General features: G+C 65.2%; 16 protein-coding genes. 10 read left to right on the forward strand and 6 right to left on the reverse strand.

The window, feature by feature from the left end:
• Window positions 1-151: 151 nt before the first annotated feature.
• The gene (gene glgX, locus B9Z01_RS23035; RefSeq protein WP_085487288.1) at window positions 152-2383 is read left to right on the forward strand and encodes a glycogen debranching protein GlgX; all 2232 of its coding nucleotides are present in this window, start codon (window positions 152-154) and stop codon (window positions 2381-2383) included.
• Between the two features lie 74 nt (window positions 2384-2457).
• Window positions 2458-4617 carry a hybrid sensor histidine kinase/response regulator gene (locus B9Z01_RS23040; RefSeq protein ID WP_208626147.1) on the forward strand — a complete coding sequence of 720 codons (2160 nt, stop codon included), beginning with the start codon at window positions 2458-2460 and terminating at the stop codon, window positions 4615-4617.
• A 25-nt stretch (window positions 4618-4642) separates the two neighbouring features.
• On the opposite strand, the gene B9Z01_RS23045 is transcribed toward B9Z01_RS23040, so the two are convergent.
• The 3 genes from B9Z01_RS23045 to B9Z01_RS23055 all read right to left on the reverse strand — a co-directional run bounded on the left by B9Z01_RS23045 (window position 4643) and on the right by B9Z01_RS23055 (window position 6662).
• Window positions 4643-5662, reverse strand: a complete 1020-nt coding sequence (locus B9Z01_RS23045; protein ID WP_085487290.1) for a class I fructose-bisphosphate aldolase — start codon at window positions 5660-5662, stop codon at window positions 4643-4645.
• Window positions 5663-5852: 190 nt separating this feature from the next.
• Window positions 5853-6272 carry a secondary thiamine-phosphate synthase enzyme YjbQ gene (locus tag B9Z01_RS23050; protein ID WP_085487292.1) on the reverse strand — a complete coding sequence of 140 codons (420 nt, stop codon included), beginning with the start codon at window positions 6270-6272 and terminating at the stop codon, window positions 5853-5855.
• A 69-nt stretch (window positions 6273-6341) separates the two neighbouring features.
• Window positions 6342-6662 carry a thioredoxin family protein gene (locus tag B9Z01_RS23055; protein WP_085487294.1) on the reverse strand — a complete coding sequence of 107 codons (321 nt, stop codon included), beginning with the start codon at window positions 6660-6662 and terminating at the stop codon, window positions 6342-6344.
• Between the two features lie 271 nt (window positions 6663-6933).
• Here B9Z01_RS23055 and B9Z01_RS23060 point away from each other — a divergent pair, with 271 nt between their 5' ends.
• The 4 genes from B9Z01_RS23060 (at window position 6934) to B9Z01_RS23075 (ending at window position 11137) form a co-directional block, all read left to right on the forward strand.
• Window positions 6934-7230, forward strand: a complete 297-nt coding sequence (locus B9Z01_RS23060) for a DUF2628 domain-containing protein (protein WP_085487296.1) — start codon at window positions 6934-6936, stop codon at window positions 7228-7230.
• A 238-nt stretch (window positions 7231-7468) separates the two neighbouring features.
• The gene (locus B9Z01_RS23065; protein ID WP_085487297.1) at window positions 7469-8812 is read left to right on the forward strand and encodes a sugar efflux transporter; all 1344 of its coding nucleotides are present in this window, start codon (window positions 7469-7471) and stop codon (window positions 8810-8812) included.
• A gap of 340 nt (window positions 8813-9152) precedes the next feature.
• Entirely contained in the window at window positions 9153-10214 is a 1062-nt protein-coding gene (gnd, locus tag B9Z01_RS23070) for a phosphogluconate dehydrogenase (NAD(+)-dependent, decarboxylating) (protein WP_085487299.1), read from the forward strand.
• Window positions 10215-10438: 224 nt separating this feature from the next.
• Complete coding sequence (locus B9Z01_RS23075; protein WP_085487301.1) at window positions 10439-11137, forward strand: HAD family hydrolase; 699 nt, start codon at window positions 10439-10441, stop codon at window positions 11135-11137.
• Between the two features lie 22 nt (window positions 11138-11159).
• Here the strand turns inward: B9Z01_RS23075 and B9Z01_RS36670 are convergent, their stop codons facing one another.
• Window positions 11160-11288, reverse strand: coding sequence for a hypothetical protein (locus B9Z01_RS36670; protein WP_275937516.1), 129 nt, complete (start codon window positions 11286-11288; stop codon window positions 11160-11162).
• 377 nt (window positions 11289-11665) lie between these two features.
• Here B9Z01_RS36670 and B9Z01_RS23080 point away from each other — a divergent pair, with 377 nt between their 5' ends.
• Window positions 11666-14059: a phosphoketolase family protein gene (locus tag B9Z01_RS23080; protein ID WP_085487303.1), complete on the forward strand. Its 2394-nt coding sequence runs from the start codon at window positions 11666-11668 to the stop codon at window positions 14057-14059.
• 11 nt (window positions 14060-14070) lie between these two features.
• On the forward strand, window positions 14071-15228 hold the full coding sequence (locus B9Z01_RS23085; RefSeq protein WP_085487517.1) for an acetate/propionate family kinase: 1158 nt from the start codon (window positions 14071-14073) through the stop codon (window positions 15226-15228).
• A 37-nt stretch (window positions 15229-15265) separates the two neighbouring features.
• Here the strand turns inward: B9Z01_RS23085 and B9Z01_RS23090 are convergent, their stop codons facing one another.
• Entirely contained in the window at window positions 15266-15529 is a 264-nt protein-coding gene (locus tag B9Z01_RS23090) for a BON domain-containing protein (RefSeq protein WP_085487519.1), read from the reverse strand.
• A 170-nt stretch (window positions 15530-15699) separates the two neighbouring features.
• On the opposite strand from B9Z01_RS23090, the gene B9Z01_RS23095 reads away from it, so the two are divergent.
• A complete protein-coding gene (locus B9Z01_RS23095; RefSeq protein WP_085487305.1) occupies window positions 15700-16095 on the forward strand; it encodes a PaaI family thioesterase in 396 nt (131 codons plus the stop codon).
• Between the two features lie 154 nt (window positions 16096-16249).
• On the forward strand, window positions 16250-16942 hold the full coding sequence (locus B9Z01_RS23100; RefSeq protein ID WP_085487307.1) for a YceH family protein: 693 nt from the start codon (window positions 16250-16252) through the stop codon (window positions 16940-16942).
• A 43-nt stretch (window positions 16943-16985) separates the two neighbouring features.
• On the opposite strand, the gene B9Z01_RS23105 is transcribed toward B9Z01_RS23100, so the two are convergent.
• Window positions 16986-17504, reverse strand: coding sequence for an SLATT domain-containing protein (locus tag B9Z01_RS23105; RefSeq protein ID WP_085487309.1), 519 nt, complete (start codon window positions 17502-17504; stop codon window positions 16986-16988).
• Window positions 17505-17589 lie beyond the last annotated feature (85 nt).

Consider the following 17589-nt stretch of genomic DNA (forward strand, 5'->3'; position numbering starts at 1 on the left):
GTTGGCGGCGAGGCGTGGTGGAATTCCCGCATCGCCCGCTTCACTGTCTACACTGGAAAATCTGGCGAGAAAAACATCGCAGCAGACACCGCAGCAGACATGTAAACAGCATGCATGCCAACGTCTCTTGCGTTCACAGGAACCCGCTCGTATGTCATCCCATGTCAACTACTCGACGCGTATTTCGGAAGGCACGCCTTTTCCGCTCGGCGCGACATGGAACGGCAGCGGCGTCAATTTCGCGCTGTTCTCGGCGCACGCGGCGAAAGTCGAACTGTGCCTGTTCGATGAAACCGGCCAGCACGAAATCGAGCGGATCGAATTGCCCGAATACACCGACGAGGTGTGGCACGTGTTCGTGCCGAATCTGAAGCCGGGTACGGTGTATGGGTATCGCGTGCATGGTCCTTACGAGCCGGAACGCGGGCATCGTTTCAATCCGAACAAGCTGCTGCTCGACCCGTATGCGAAAGCGCACATCGGCGAGCTGAAATGGGCGCCGGAAATTTTCGGCTATACGCTCGATTCCGAGGAAGGTGACTTGTCGTTCGACGAACGCGACAGCGCGGCCTTCGTGCCGAAGTGCAAGGTGGTCGACGCGAATTTTTCGTGGAGCCATCCCGAGCGCAATGCGTTGCCGTGGGAGCGCGTCGTTCTCTATGAAACTCATGTGCGCGGTTTTACGAAGCGTCATCCGCAGATTCCCGAGCGTTTGCGCGGCACGTTCGCGGGGCTCGGGCAGCAGGCCGTGCTCGACTACATCCGCAGCCTCGGCGTGACTTCGGTCGAGCTGCTGCCGATCCAGACCTTCGTCAACGACAGCTATCTGCTCGACAAGGGGCTCACGAACTACTGGGGCTACAACACGATCGGCTTCTTTGCGGCCGATCCGCGTTTCTTCGCTTCGTCGACCGATCCGGTCGGCGAGTTCAAGGAAATGGTGGACCGCTTTCATCAGGCCGACCTCGAAGTGATTCTCGACGTCGTCTACAACCACACGGCCGAAGGCAACGAGCGCGGCCCGACGATCTCGTTCAAGGGCATCGACAACGCGTCGTACTACCGTCTGATGCCCTTGAACGAAACCGTTGGACCGCGCTATTACATCAACGATACCGGCACCGGCAACACGCTGAATCTCTCGCATCCGCGTGTGCTGCAGATGGTGACCGACAGCCTGCGCTATTGGGTGACCGAGATGAAGGTCGACGGCTTTCGCTTCGATCTCGCGACGATACTCGGCCGCGAGGATCACGGCTTCGACGAAGGCGGCGGCTTTCTCGACAGTTGCCGCCAGGACCCTGTGCTCTCGAGCGTGCGCCTGATCGCCGAGCCGTGGGATTGCGGCCCCGGCGGCTATCAGGTGGGCGGCTTTCCGCCGGGCTGGGCCGAATGGAACGATCGCTTTCGCGACACCGTGCGCGAATACTGGAAGGGCGACGAGGGCAAGGCCGCCGATCTCGCGACGCGGCTCACCGCATCGGGCGACAAATTCAATCATCGCGGCCGGCGCCCGTGGGCGAGCGTGAACTTCATCGCCGCGCACGACGGCTTCACGCTCAACGATCTCGTGTCCTACGACGACAAGCACAACGAAGCAAACGGCGAGGACAACAAGGACGGCCACTCGGACAACAAGTCCTGGAACATGGGCGTCGAAGGACCGACCAGCGACCCCGACATCCGCCAGCAGCGCGAGCGCCAGAAACGCAACCTGCTCGCCACGCTGCTGCTTTCGCAAGGCACGCCGATGCTGCTCGCGGGCGACGAATTCGGCCGCACGCAGCAGGGCAACAACAACGCGTATTGCCAGGACAACGAGATCAGCTGGGTCGATTGGGACGCGATCGACGACGATGGCCGCGCGCTCACCGACTTCGTGCGCAATCTGACGACGCTGCGCCGCCGTTTGCCCGTGCTGCGGCGCGGCCGCTTCCTGACCGGCGAATACAACGAAGCGCTCGACGTGACCGACTCGCGCTGGCTGTCGCCGGATGGCGCTGACATGAAGGCCGAACAGTGGGATGATCCGTCGATGCGCTGCTTCGGCGTCGTGATCGACGGCCGCGCGCAGGCGAGCGGCATCCGCCGCCTCGCGTCCGACGCGACCTTGCTGATCGTGCTGAATGCGCATCACGACGTGGTCAATTTCACGCTGCCCGAGATGCCCGAAGGCGAGCGCTGGACCTGCCTCGTCGACACGAACATGCCGGTGCGCGCTGAGTTGCCGCAATTCAGCGCGGGCGACGCCTATCAGGTGACAGGCCGCTCGCTGCTGCTGTTCGCGCTCGAAGCGCCGAGCCGCGCCACGCAGCGCGTGTTCGACCGGCTCGAAGAACAGCTCACGTCCGACGAGGGCGACGCGGCCGCCACGAGTTCCTGATGACTTTCCATGATGATCGAGACCACAACTCCAGAGCTTCCTGACCGTATGCCAACGTCATGGAGTGAGTGACCGTGCAGCATGCAGATCATGTCGCAGTCGATTTTCCGATGCCGTTGCGCAACTTTGGGGCGACGCGGCGCATATTGCTGATCGTGCTCGTCGCGTCGATCGTGTTTCCGCTCGCCTGGCTCGCGAGCTATGGCTATTTCGATTACCAGCGCCGCATCGACGAGGCCAACGACATGACCGGCCGGCTCGCGCGCGTGACCGAGGAGCACGCCGTCAAGGTGCTCGACCTGAACCGGCAGATGGCGTCGCGCATCATCGAGCTGCTCGGCGATTCGGACGACGCGCAGATTCGCGCGCGGCAAGACGAATTGCACCAGCGCCTGCGCGATATCGGCGGCGATTTTCCGCAGGTGTCGTCGATTGCGCTGTTCGGCGCGAGCGGCGATCTGCTCGTATCGAGCCTCGCGTATCCCGCGCCTGCGATGTCGATCGGCCGGCGCGACGACTTCCTCGCCGCGAAAGCGATGCGCCCGCAATCGTATTTCTCGCTGCCGATGTTCGGCACGCTTTCGAAGACCGATGTGTTCACGACCGCGATCGGCCGCTCGGGTGCGAACGGGCAGTTTCTCGGCGTGGTCACCGTGGCGCTGCGCAACGAGTACTTTTCGCGCTTCTACCGGGAGCTGACCGACGGCGATCCGTCGCTCGCGCTCGGGCTGTATCGCCAGGACGGCAATCTGCTGGTGCGTTATCCACCGTGGCCGGCCGGCGCGCGGCCGGGCGCGCATAGCGCGTTTATCTCGGTGTTGCGCGAGAGGCAACTGTTCGGCCACGTGCGCCTGAATTCGACGGTCGACGGCGTCGAGCGGCTGGTCGCGTTTCGCCGCGTCGGCGACTATCCGCTCTATGTGATGAGCGCGTATGCGGTGTCGGCGATCGCGGCCGCATGGCGCAGCCACTTCTTGATGATCGCGGCGCTCACGGCCGTGCCGTGCATTGCGATCTGGCTGCTCGTGTTCTATTCGTTGCGCCGCCTCGAAGCGGAGCGCCGCGCGTGGGAGCGCTGGCAGGGCGAGGTCGCGATGCGGCTGTCGGCCGAAGCGTCGAGCCGGCAACTGCAGCGCATGGGCGCGCTCGGCAATCTCGTGGCGCATGTCGCGCACGATTTCAACAATCTGCTGATGGTGGTCTCGGCGAACATCGAGCTTGCGCGGCTCAAGCATTTCAACGATCTCGAGAAGGAGATGCTCGCGGTCAAACGCGCGACCGCCACGGCCGAATCGCTGACGCGGCGTTTATTGAGCGTGGCGCGCAAGCAGCCGCTCAAACAGGAGCCCGTCGACCTCGCGCGCTGGCTGGCCGCCACGGCGCCGCTGCTCGATGCCGCGCTCGGCGACACGATCGAATTGTCGCTGCGCATGCCCGACGATCTGTGGCAAGTACTGGCCGATCCGACCGACCTCGAATTCGCGATCATGAATCTCGCGGTGAACGCATGCGATGCGATGCCGCGCGGCGGACACCTTGTGATCCGTTGCCAGAACAATCGCCTCGTCGGCAGCGATACGCTGCTGCCCGACGGCGAATACGTGCTGATCGCCTGCTCCGACGACGGCGAGGGCATGCCCGAGGCGGTCGCGCGGCGCGCGTTCGAACCGCTCTTTACCACCCGGCTGCGCGGTTCCGGCTCAGGCCCGGGCTCTGGCCTCGGGCTCGCTCAGGTGCTGTCGATGTGCGAGCAGGCGGGCGGCACGGCGAAGATCGATAGCGTGCCGGGCAGCGGCACGACCGTGCGGCTCTATCTGCCGCGCTATCGGGAGCGCGGCGCGACGGCGGCCAGTGCCGGTGCGCCACGGAGCGCGCCGGCGACGGCCGGCGCGGTGCTGCTGGTCGAGGACAACGAGGACGTCGCGGCGGGTGTGACGGCGGTGCTCGAGACCTTCGGCTGCGAGGTGCGTCACGAGCCGACCGCCGATCAGGCGCTCGACGTGTTGAGCGGTGGCGCGCGCTTCGAACTCGTGCTGTCCGATATCCAGATGCCGGGCAAGCTCAGCGGCATCGACCTCGCGGAAAAAGTCCGCAGCGCATGGCCGTCGCAGAAGATCGCGCTGATGACCGGCTATGCCGACGAACTCGAACGCGCGCGCCGGCTCGGCGTGGCGATTCTCGCGAAGCCGTTCAACATCGACGAACTGCATGCGCTGGTGGCCTGCGGGACCTAGCTCAACCTCTAGCTCCCGCTTTAGATCAACCCTTCTCCTGGGCCACCTCATACCTCCCCAACGCCGCCGCTCCATTGAGCCGCGCGCGCTTGAGCAGCGCCTGCTGCGCCACCGCAACGTTCGCGGCCTGGCCGCCCCAGGCCTGCAGCGGCGGCTCCTGCAACGCGCGTCCATACGAGAAGCTCAGATTCCACGGCAGCGCGCCGAGCCGATTCATCGCATCGAGATTCGCGGTAGCTTCCTCGGGCGATTGCCCGCCGGACAGGAACACGATGCCCGGCACCGCCGCAGGCACCGTGCGCCTGAGCACGCGCACGGTTGCCGCGGCGATCGCCGCTGTCGTCGACTGCTGCGCGTGCTCCGAGCCGGCAAGCACCATGCTCGGTTTGAGCAGAATATGTTCGAGCACCACGCGATGCCGGTGCAGCGCATGAAATACCTCGTGCAACACGGCCTCGGTGACTTCCGCGCTGCGCCCGATCGTATGCTCGCCGTCCATCAGCACTTCGGGCTCGACGATCGGCACGATGCCCGCTTCCTGGCTGATCGCCGCATAACGTGCGAGCGAATCGGCGTTGAGTTCGATCGCAAGCCGGCTCGGCAGGCTCGCCGTAATGTTGTAGACCGCGCGCCATTTCGCGAAGCGCGCCCCTTGCCGCTTGTAGTCGACGAAGCGTTTGGCGAGGCCGTCGAGCCCTTCGGTGATTTCGTCGCCGGGCGCGAGCGCGAGCGGCACCTTGCCGAGGTCGACCTTGATACCGGGCACGATGCCGTTCGCGGCGGCGAGCTGCGGGAACGGCGTGCCGTCGTCGGCTTTCTGGCCGAGCGTTTCCTCGTAGAGAATCACGCCGCTCACGAACTCGCCCAGGCCGGGCGTCGTGAGCAGCAGGTTGCGATAGGCGCGGCGGTTTTCCTCGGTCGATTCGAGGCCGATCGTCCTGAAGCGTCTGGCGATGGTCGGGCCGCTTTCGTCGGCGGCGAGAAGACCCTTGCCGGGTTGAACCATTGCGTCGACGGTGGCTTGCAGCTCGCTGCGGGTGTCCATGAGATGTGCTCCCTTAGGTTGACTCCGTTCGATCCAGCGGGTGATGAAGAAGCGGTGAGAGTTTCCTTTGCGCGATGCGTGTGCGTCTGTACGAAAAGAGCCGGAACGCGGCAAAAAGCGGCTTGCTATCGAGCCGGCGAACTATCGGTGCCGTGCTCGCGTATCGTGATTGGACCGCGCGGGCGGCGCATCATTCACCGAGCAGATGCAGCACGATGTCGCGAGACTGCGTGTGCCGGCGATGTTCGAACAGATACAGCCCTTGCCAGGTGCCGAGCACCATCCGTCCATGTTCGACCGGCACCGACAGCTGCACCTGCGTGAGCGCCGTGCGCAGATGGGCCGGCATGTCGTCCGGGCCTTCGGTGTCGTGCTCGTAGCGCTCGGCGTCTTCGGGCGCGAGGCTCGCGAAGTAACGTTCGAGATCGCGCTGCACGGACGGATCGGCGTTCTCCTGAATCAGCAGCGACGCGGACGTATGGCGGCAAAACAGCGTCAGCAGACCGGTCGTGATGCCCTGATCGGCGACGAAGCGGCGCACTTCGCCGGTAAATTCGACAAGCCCACGGCTGCGGGCCTGGATGCTCAGATGGTGGATGGCCTGGCGCATGGGAGAAATGCTATGGAAGAGAAATGGCAGCGATCCCGGCAGTGAGCCCGACCGCGCGTCCGGGGCGCCTCAGAGCGGCGCGAACGCATCCTCGATGTCCGCCGCGCTCCTCGGCCGGACCACGCGCGCGACTTCGGCGCCGTCGCGCAGCAGCACGAGCGTCGGCCACAGCTTGACCTTGAACGAGCGGCCGAGCGGTCGGCCGGGGCCGTCCTCGATCCTCAGATGCCTGAGCCCGGCGTGCGGCCCGAGCGCTTTCGCAATCGACGCCTGCGCGCCCTGGCAATAGCCGCACCAGTTCGCGCCGAATTCGACGACGGTGGCGCCCGGCAGCGCGTCGACCTCGGCGCGCGTGGGGGCTTTAGGGGAATAAGCGGTTGCGGCGGACATGCGTGCTCCGGTGCGGTTCAGATAGATGGATGGCGCGCGCCGCTCGTCCGGTGCGTCATTTGGCGTCTCATGCGGTGTCTCATGCGGCGTTGTTCGCGCGGGAATGCGTCAAGAGTAGCAGCTATGCCGCGGGTCGTCATGACGGGCGGCACGAGCGGCGCACATGGCGCTTTAACTACGCTCCTTGTCACCGCCGCGTGTTAAAAAGCGGTTCGCGTGCCGTTGCGAAGCCACGGCCGCTCACACTCGAAGAAACGATCCAGGAAGGAATATGGGAGCACGAATCTATCTGCAACGCCCCGGCGCGCAGGAACCCGTCGCGGTCGCGACCGGCTTCAGCTGGGGGGCCTGCCTGCTCGGCTTTATCTGGGCGCTGTCGAAGAAAATGTGGTTTGCCGCGTTCGTGATGCTCGCGATCAACCTGATCCTGTTCGCGATGGGCCTGTGGGGCGAAACGGCCGATCTGATCGGGCTCGTCCTGTCGGTTCTGTTCGGCGTCGCGTGCGGTGCGTATGGCAACCGGTGGCATCGCTGGACGCTCGAGCAGCGCGGCTACGTCGCGCTGTAACGCACGCGGGGAAGGACGAAGCGCGCGTATGCGCATGCCTGCGAGGGAGCGGAGATTGCTGCGCGCTTGCGCTTCTGTGCGCGTATGCGCCCGCGCACGATGACCGCGCCACGGATTTGGGACGCTTGCGCCACGGGTTTACGCGGGCCGCGCTCCGGGTCGATAATGCCCCGGTCGTTCCGGCCCCTATCGCGCCTTCAGGCGCTATCGGGCTCGCTCCATCTGACCCACCGCCCCCGTGTTGAAAACTTCGCGTTTTTTCGACCTGCTTCGCATTCCTGGCTTCAAGCCGCTGGCCGCCGCCACCCTCATGCTCGGTGTGGCAATGTCGTTCACCGCCCCGTATCTGTCGCTCTTCGGCGTCGAGCGCGCTGGCATGACGCCGTTTCGGCTCGGCGTGTTCATGACGCTGATCGCCGCGAGCGGCGTGCTCGCGAGCACGCTGGCCGGGCGCTGGAGCGATGCGAGCGGGCGGCATCGTCCGTTGCTGCTCGCGGCGCTCGTCGCGGCCGCGCTCGGCTACCTCTGCCTGTGCGTGGTGCGCGACTACCGGCTGCTGCTCGTGGTCGGCATCGTGTTCATCGGCGCGGGGGGCTCGGCGATCTCGATGGTGTTCTCGTTCAGCCGCGCGGCGCTGCCAGTGCCGGACCCCGCCGAGCGCGTGTTCGCGAGCGCGACCTTGCGGACCATTCTGTCGGCAGCATGGGTGTTCGGGCCGTCGGTCGGCGCGCTCGTGCTCGCCGCGACCAGTTTCTACGGGCTCTTCCTGTTCGCGGCCGCGAGTTTCGCGACTTGCGGCTTTATCGTCTGGCGCATGCGCGAGCCGCAAAGCCACCTCGGCGATCACACGGTCGAGGACACCGCTTCGGAGCCGTCCGCGTCGATCACCGTGCCGCCGCTGAGGCAGCCCGGCGAGGATGCGCACGAAACGCTGCCCGCCGCGTCGGCGAACGACATCATGCGCTCGGTGACCGCGCTGACCTTGCTCGGCCTCGCCGCGAACGCGACGATGATCGTGTTGCCGCTCTACATCGTGCACGGCCTGAACGGCTCGCACCTCGACGTCTCGGTGATGCTCGGCCTCGGCGCGCTCACCGAAATCCCGATGATGCTCGCGCTCGGCGCGAAGTCGTCGTCGCTGCACAAGCCGAACTGGCTTGCCGCGTGCGCGGCGGTCCACGCGGTGTACTTCGTCGCGATGTCGCTCGCGGGCAACGTCAGCATGCTGATCCCGATGCAGATGCTCAATGCATTCGTGGTCGCCGTGACCTCGTGCCTCGGCATGACTTACGTGCAGGATCTGATGCCGCATTCGCCGGGCCGTGCGACCGCGCTGTTCTTCAACGCGGCGCGGGTCGGCTCGATCCTGTCGGGCGTGCTGTCCGGGTTGCTCGTGCAGGCGTTCAGCTATCGCGGCACGTTCCTGTTCTGCGGCTTGCTCGCGCTATGCGCGCTCGTGCTGTTCGCGGTGCCGGGGTATCGCTATCCGCTGATGTGGCGCGCGCTCAAGCGCTTCATGGCGGCGCTGTATGCGAAGCTGGCCACGCGGCGGGGCGCGCGCGTGCCCGAGCGTAGCGAGTGAGGTGCGCGGAACTTTACGCCGCGCCGCGCCTCTTCAGGAAGGTGCGACGTTTTTCGTCGCGTGCGGAAATGAGCGCTTCATGGCGACGCTGCCTGAGAGTGGCCACGTTGTCTGGCATGCGCGCCTCGGCACGACTACAGTGAGTGAAGTAACCACGCGACTTCGTCACACCGCATGGCCTCTGCCAGCGGTCCACTACCAGAAAAGCGAGGCAGCGCCGGGCGCGCAAAGGCAATATCGGTAACCTTGGCAACCCCGCTGGCGACATCGCTGGCAACCTCGCCGCAGCACCACGGCCTGAGAATCGGACAGCGCAACGCAGCACACTCCGGAGCGAGCTATGCAGCTAGGCATGATTGGATTGGGACGGATGGGCGCCGACATGGTGCGACGCCTCACGAAGGGCGCTCAGCAATGCGTCGTGTACGACGTGCAGCCCGCGGCGGTGGAGCGGCTGAAGCAGGAGGGCGTGGCCGGTGCGACGACGCTCGAAGACTTCGTCGCGCAACTCGATAAACCGCGCGCCGTGTGGCTGATGGTGCCGGCCGCGGTGGTCGACGCGACGCTCGAAAAACTCGTGCCGCTGCTCGATCCGGGCGACATCGTGATCGACGGCGGCAATTCCTACTATCACGATGACATTCGCCGTAGCGAGGAGCTAGGCGCGCGCGGGCTTCACTACGTGGACGTCGGCACGAGCGGCGGCGTGGCCGGCCGCGAGCGCGGCTACTGCCTGATGATCGGCGGCGAGGCCGGGGTCGTGCAGCGGCTCGAACCGATCTTTGCGACGCTCGCGCCAGGCGCCGGCGCGGCGCCGCCCACGCCGGGCCGGGGAACGGGCTCGGCGAATGGCTCGGCCAACAGCGCGAGCACGGCCGAGCAGGGCTTCCTGCATTGCGGCCCGCAAGGCGCGGGGCATTTCGTGAAGATGGTCCACAACGGCATCGAGTACGGAATGATGGCCGCCTATGCCGAGGGGCTCAACGTTCTGCGCCACGCCGACGCCGGCCGGCACGCGCGCGACACCGATGCGGAAACCTCGCCGCTGCGCCGCCCCGAGCTGTATCAGTACGATCTGAATCTCGCCGATATCGCCGAAGTCTGGCGGCGCGGCAGTGTGGTCGGCTCATGGCTGCTCGATCTGATCGCGGGTTCGCTCGCGGGCGATGCGGAACTGGCGAACTACACGGGCCGCGTGTCGGATTCCGGCGAAGGACGCTGGACCGTCGCGGCGGCGATCGACGAAGGCGTGCCCACGCCGGTGCTGAGCGCGGCGCTGTTCGCGCGTTTCAGTTCGCGCGGCAACGCGGATTTCGCGAACCGCGTGCTGTCGGCGATGCGGCACGATTTCGGTGGCCACGTCGAGAAAAGCGCGACGCCGGACAGCGAGCAGAAGCGCTAGCCGGCGCAACCCGCGAGTGCGAGTGGGCGATCGAGGCCGCGAGTCAAGGCTGCAAATCAAGACCGCGAATCAAGGCTGTAATCGAGGCCGTAGTCGACCCACCATCATCGACCCACCATCGAGCCCGCCCACCACCCACGCCCACGCGAGGACACGGCCTGAAGGCGCCACGACATCCGGCGCCGCCAGGCCGTCCACGCAAAACCCAGTCACGAGGAGCTGCGATGCCAGCCGCCACCGTCACGCCGCACGACGTCGTGTTTCTGTTCGATTGCGACAACACGCTGCTCGACAACGATCACGTGCTGCAGGATCTGCGCAAGCACATGACGCACGAGTTCGGCGAAGAGAACAGTGCACGCTACTGGGAAATCTTCGAGAACCTGCGCAGCGAACTCGGTTACGCCGACTACCTCGGCGCGCTGCAACGCTACCGGACCGAGCATCCGCGCGATACGCGATTGCTGCTGATGTCGTCGTTCCTGATCGACTATCCGTTTGCGAACCGGCTCTATCCGGGTGCGCTCGATGCGCTGCGGCATCTGTCGGCGCGCGGGCCCACGGTGATCCTGTCCGATGGTGACGTCGTGTTCCAGCCGCGCAAGATCGCGCGTTCAGGCTTATGGGACGAGGTCGAAGGGCGCGTGCTGATCTATATTCACAAGGAGTTGATGCTCGATCAGGTGATGGAGTGTTATCCGGCGCGCCATTACGTGATGATCGACGACAAGCTGCGGATTCTCGGCGCGATGAAGAAGACGTGGGGCGCGACGTTGACCACCGTCTTTCCGCGCCAGGGCCACTATGCGCTCGATCCGAAGGAGATCGCGAACAATCCGCCCGCGGACGTGACGGTCGAGCGGATCGGCGAGCTGGCGGAGATCGATGTGGAGAGGCTGCTGCGCGGCGCGAAGGGCGCGTAGGCAGGCGCGAAAAGAGACGCCGTTACCCGTGGCCGAACAGCTTGACCAGCAGACCGAACACGCCGATCAGTACGGCGATCGCCGCGCACGGCAACACGAGCGCGAGGACAAGGATGATGAGCACTTTGAGCGGACCGGGGGATGTCGACATGGCGGGCGTTGATCTGGGACAAGGAAGAGAAAGAGGAGAGAGGGCGAACACCTGATACCGTAGATACCGCAGGAATGCGCGCAGCACGAAGGTCCGGCACATGAAGCATCCGCAGCGTGCGCCGATCCGGTTTGAGCAGCTTAATACATTCGCGTCATGCACGGCAGCTTCAACGCGATTGAGATGAGTTGCGCCGAACGATGTGATGCTGAACCTGTCACATCGCTGACGAACAACATACGACAGCGCGGTTCCGCGCCCGCTTCACGCTTCACGCCGGCCGCCTCGCGAACATCCGCTGCATCCACGCAATACCTGCCGCAACACCTGCTTGAACCCGCCAACCTGCCTGACAGTCCTTTTCGAGGAGTGAAGCCATGGCCGAAGCAAGCTCGCATCCCAAACCGCCACAAGTTCTGGACCCCGACACGTTGCGCAAGATGGATCGCTACTGGCGCGCGTGCAACTATCTGTCGGTGGGCATGATCTATCTGCGCGACAATCCGCTGCTGCGCGAACCGCTGAAACCCGAGCACATCAAGAACCGGCTGCTCGGCCATTGGGGATCGGACGCGGGGCAGAGCTTCGTGCTCGTGCATCTGAACCGGCTGATCCGCGATCTCGATCTCGACGTGATCTATCTCTCCGGTCCCGGTCACGGCGCGCCCGCGAGCCTCGCGCATTGTTATCTGGAGGGCCATTATTCGGAGATCTATCCCGACCGCAGCGAGGACGAAGCCGGCATGCGGCGCTTCTTCCGGCAATTCTCGTTCCCGGGCGGCATCGGCTCGCATTGCACGCCTGAGACGCCGGGCTCGATTCACGAAGGCGGCGAGCTCGGCTACAGCCTCTCGCATGGTTACGGCGCCGCGTTCGACAACCCCGATCTGATCGTTACCGTGATGATCGGCGACGGCGAAGCGGAAACCGGCCCGCTCGCCACGTCGTGGCATTCGAACAAATTCCTCAACCCGATCCGCGACGGCGCGGTGTTGCCGGTGCTGCATCTGAACGGCTACAAGATCGCCAATCCGACGCTGCTCGCGCGGATTCCGCGCGAAGAACTCGAAGCGTTGATGATCGGCTACGGGCACAAGCCGTATTTCGTCGAGGGCGACGACCCCGACACGATGCATCAGCAGATGGCCGCGACACTCGAACAGGCGATCGGCGAAATCCGCGCGATTCAGCAGCATGCGCGCCAGAACAACGATCCGACGCGGCCGCGCTGGCCGATGATCGTGCTGCGCTCGCCGAAGGGCTGGACCGGGCCGAAGGAAGTCGACGGCCATAAGGTGGAAGGCTCGTGGCGCGCGCATCAGGTGCCGGTGCTCGATCCGGCAACCAACCGCAAGAGTCTGAAGATCGTCGAGGACTGGCTGCGCAGCTACGGCCCCGAGACGCTGTTCGACGCCAACGGCCGCTTCGTCGACGAACTGCGGGCGCTCGCGCCCGAAGGCGCGCGCCGCATCAGCGCGAATCCGCATGCGAATGGCGGGCTGCTCTGCAAGATGCTCGACATGCCGCCGTTTCGCGACTATGCGGTCGAGGTGAAAAAGCCCGCCGCATCGTACACGTCGCCGACCGCGGTGCTCGGCACGTTCCTGCGCGACGTGATGCGCAACAACATGACGAACTTCCGCCTGTTCGGCCCCGACGAAACCGCGAGCAACAAATTGCAGGCGGTCTACGAAGCGTCGGGCAAGACCTGGCTTGCCGACCTCGAAGCGAGCGACGCGGACGGCGGCGATCTGTCGCCCGATGGCCGCGTGATGGAAATGCTCAGCGAGCACACGCTCGAAGGCTGGTTCGAAGGCTATGTGCTGACCGGCCGCCACGGGCTCTTCGCGACCTACGAGGCGTTCGTCCACGTGATCGACTCGATGTTCAACCAGCACGCGAAGTGGCTCGAAAAAGCCAAGCGCGATCTCGGCTGGCGGCAACCGGTGCCGTCGATCAATCTGCTCATCACGTCGCTCGTGTGGCGTCAGGATCACAACGGCTTCACGCATCAGGACCCCGGTTTTCTCGACGTGGTGACGAACAAGAGCCCGGACGTGGTACGCATTTATCTGCCGCCCGATGCGAACTGCCTGCTGAGTGTCGCCGACCATTGCCTGCGTTCGAGCGATTACGTGAATGTGATCGTCTCCGACAAGCAGCCGCATCTGCAGTATCTCGACATGGACGCGGCCGTCACGCATTGCACGAAGGGCATCGGCATCTGGGATTGGGCGTCGACCGATCAGGGCGTCGAGCCGGACGTCGTGATCGCCTGCGCGGGCGACATCGCGACGATGGAGGCGCTCGCCGCCGTGCAGATTCTCAAGGAGCGTTTCGCGAGCCTGAAGATCCGCTTCGTCAACGTGGTCGATCTGTTCCGCCTGATGCCCGAGCATGCGCATCCGCACGGGCTGTCCGACCGCGATTTCGATTCGCTGTTCACGACGAGCAAGCCCGTGATCTTCAACTTCCACTCGTATGCGTCGCTCGTGCACAAGCTGACCTACAACCGCGAGAATCACGAGAACATGCACGTGCACGGCTATCACGAGAAGGGCAATATCAACACGCCGCTCGAACTCGCGATCATCAACGGGGTGGACCGCTTTACGCTCGCGATCGACGCGATCGATCGTGTCCCCTCGTTGCGTGGCGTCGGCGATCACACGAAGGAATGGCTGCGCGGGCAGATCATCGAGCATCTCGCGTATGCGCATGCCGAGGGCATCGACAAGGAAGAAATCCGCAACTGGACGTGGAAAGGCTGAGCGAGGCTGCCATGCACACCGATGCTCAGGAGCAGACGATTCTGGTGCTCAACAGCGGTTCGTCGTCGCTGAAGTTCGGGCTGTTCGCTCATGCCGCCGATGCCGACGACGAAGCGCTGCTGCTCGAAGGCGCCGCCGATGGCATTGGGCGCAGCGACGGCCGCTTGCGGATCAGCACGCCCGATGGCCGCGTGCTGTTGCAGCAGGAACGCATGCTCGAATCGCAAACCGATGCGCTGCAAAAACTCTCGCAGGTGCTCGCGCAACAGCACCATGCACGGCCCGTGGCGGTGGGGCATCGGGTCGTGCATGGCGGTCCGCATCTGCGCGCGCACCAGCGCCTCACCGCCGACGTGCTGCGTCATCTGCGCGACGCGCTGCACTTCGCGCCGCTGCATATTCCGCCGGCGCTCGCGCTGATCGGCGAAGCGACGAAAATCTTCGGCGACGCCATCCACTTCGCGTGCTTCGACACCGCGTTTCATGCGACGCTGCCGCCGCGCGCGGCGCAACTCGCATTGCCGCGCCGTTACGCGGACGCGGGCGTGATTCGCTACGGTTTTCATGGACTCTCGTACGAATCGCTCGTCGCACAGCTTGGCGCGCAGTTGCCGTCGCGCGCGGTGTTCGCGCATCTCGGCAATGGATCGAGCGTGTGCGCGCTGCTCGAGGGGAAATCGGTCGATACGTCGATGGGGTTGACGCCGACAGGCGGCGTACCGATGGGCACGCGCTGCGGCGATCTCGATCCCGGCGTGCTGCTGTATCTGATGCGCACGGAACATCTGGATGCCGACGCCCTGGAGGCGCTGCTCAATCGCCACAGCGGCCTCGCCGGTTATGCCGATGGCGAGAGCGACATGCAGGCGCTCGAAAAACGCGCGGCGGCCGGCGACGCGCATGCGGCGCTCGCGATCGATGCGTTCGCGAGCGCGGTGCGCAAGACGATCGGCGGCTATGCGGCGTTGCTCGGCGGTATCGATCTGCTCGTGTTCACGGGCGGCATCGGCGAGCATAGCGCGCAGGTGCGGCGGCTCGTGTGCGGCGGGCTCGCGTTTCTCGGGCTGGTGGAGAACGATCCGGCGCGGAAGGTGAGGGTGCTGCACACCGAGGAGGAAAAGCAGATTGCGCGGCATTGCCGGGCGCTGATGCGAGACGGCGCGGGTTGATGCTGCTCGATGCCGCTCGATGCCGGGCCGCGCTGGATCATTCCGGCCAGCTCGTTCTGACGACCGTATGGTCCGTCACGCCGGTTACGCCGAACAGGCGCGTGACGTCTTCGAGCATCGCAAGCTGTTGCCGCGTGTATTGAAGCTCGCCGGAGAGCGTGAGGTGTCCGCGCGAAACCTTCACCTGCACGGCGTGCCTCGGGACCGCGGCGTCCCATGCGAGGCGGCGCGCTGCTTCGAAGGCGATTTGCGCGTCGCTGAGACGGCTGGCTTTGCGTGGTGTGGAGCGCGAGGACGACATGGGTTCTCCACGGAAAAATCGCTGATGCAGAAACACTAGCAGATGCGGCGGATTTTGCCCGCTGAGCGCACATTGCGCGATCCATGCGCGATCCATGCGCGGGTCGCCGCAGCCGTCGGCGGATCGCGGGTATGCTCACGTTTCGTTCCAGAACAGCACAGGCCTGCATCATGTCCGACCTTCCCATCGACAACCCCTTCCTCGAATCGCTCGGTGTGCGTCTCACGCAATGGCGCGACGGCTACGCGGAACTGTTCATGCCGATCGACGCGAGCAAGCTCAATCGCCAGGGCGTGCTGCAAGGCGGCGCGATTGCGACGCTGCTCGACGCGGCCGCGGGCTACGCGGGCCTCTACGCGCCGCCGGGACAGCCCGCGCGACATGGCTTCACGTTGTCGCTGACCACGAACTATCTCGACAAGGGCCTCGGCGCATCGGTCACGGCGAAGGGTTTTCTGGAGCGCGCGGGCCGTTCGATTTTCTTCTCGCGCAGCGAAGCGTGGGTGGACGGCAAACTGCTGATCGCGAGCGCGCAGGGCACGTTCAAGTATTCGAAAACGGTCTGATGCTGAAAGATTGGTTGCGTGACGAGGGCGCACTACGGGGACGTACCGCGCAGGCCCGGGCCGTTTATCATATTGCCCACCTGACATAGCGCGCGGCTGATCGTAACGGGCGCGCGCAACGATCACGAATTAACCACGAGACCCGGCATCCTCCATGAATTCGATTCCCGACGCTTCCTCCCGCCCCTCGATCCGCGCGTTGACCTTGCTCGAAGGGCGTGTGCTCGGCGTGCTCGTCGAAAAGCAGCACACCGTGCCGGACAGTTATCCGCTTTCGCTGAACGCGCTGACGCTCGGCTGCAATCAGAAAACCGGCCGCGCGCCGGTCATGAGCGTGACCGAAGCCGAGGTGCTGAGCGCCATCGACGGATTGAAGCGCCTGAGCCTCGTGAACGAAGGCAGCAGCAGCCGCGTGCCGCGCTTCGAGCACAACATGAGCCGCGTGCTCGGGCTGCCGGGGCAGTCGGTGGCGCTCCTGACCACGCTGTTGCTGCGCGGCCCGCAAACCGCCGCTGAATTGCGCCTGAACAGCGCGCGTCTGCATGGTTTCGCCGATATCTCGTCGGTCGAGGCGTTTCTCGACGAACTGGCCGCGAACGACCCGCCGCGCGTCGTGAGGTTGCCGCGCATGGCGGGTGAGCGCGAGCATCGCTGGGCGCATCTGCTGTGCGGCGAGGTCAGCATAAGCGAGTCAGCACCGTCCACTGCCGATGACGACAGCGTGCCGCTCTCCGAATTCGAATCGCTAAAAGCCGAACAGAAGCGTCTTGCCGACGAGGTGAGCCGGCTGCAGACCGTGGTGCGCCGCATGGCGACGGAGTTGGGGATCAGCGCGGACGATCTGTGAATACAGCGCGAGGGGGCGGCTGAAACGCGATGACGCGCGCGATTCACGCATCGCGTCTGTGCGGCCGGTCCGCGAACAGCGTGCGTTGCGTGCGATAGAAAATCCGCGGCGGCACATTCGGCGAGTCTTCGGCGAGCCGGTCGAGTTCCGTGCGGATCGCGGTGAGGTAGTGGGCTTCGCGGGCATCGGCGTCACCGGCAAACACGGCTTCGAGCCTGCGACGCACCGCGCCGTAGCGCGCGCCAGCCGCGCGATGCTTCTCCGCGCGCTCGGCATAGCGCAGGAACGTCTGCAACGCCGCGGAAACCGCGGCCGTCACGCTGACGAGCCCGACGAGAATCCTCATCTCGATCGACAGCGGCGGCGTGCTCAGCGACGCGAATACCGCCGTGCCGACAAACGCGGCCAGCACGGTCACGAGCCAGCCGATGCGGCGCTCGCGCGCCGACAGCAGATCCGCCATGTCGTAATGGCTCATCTGCGATTCGCGAGCGCGGCGAATCCATTTCAACAGAAGCTCGTTTTCGTCGACGGGGGGCTCGTAGGCAGGCAGGGTCGTCATGTTGCCGAGGCGGACGGTCCGCGGGGTTGCGATTGGGTGTGGATTCGTGTTTGGGTTAGCTCAGTCGTTGCGCCGGCGGCGGTGC

It is taken from the genome of Paraburkholderia susongensis, from assembly GCF_900177725.1.
GTDB lineage: Bacteria > Pseudomonadota > Gammaproteobacteria > Burkholderiales > Burkholderiaceae > Paraburkholderia > Paraburkholderia susongensis.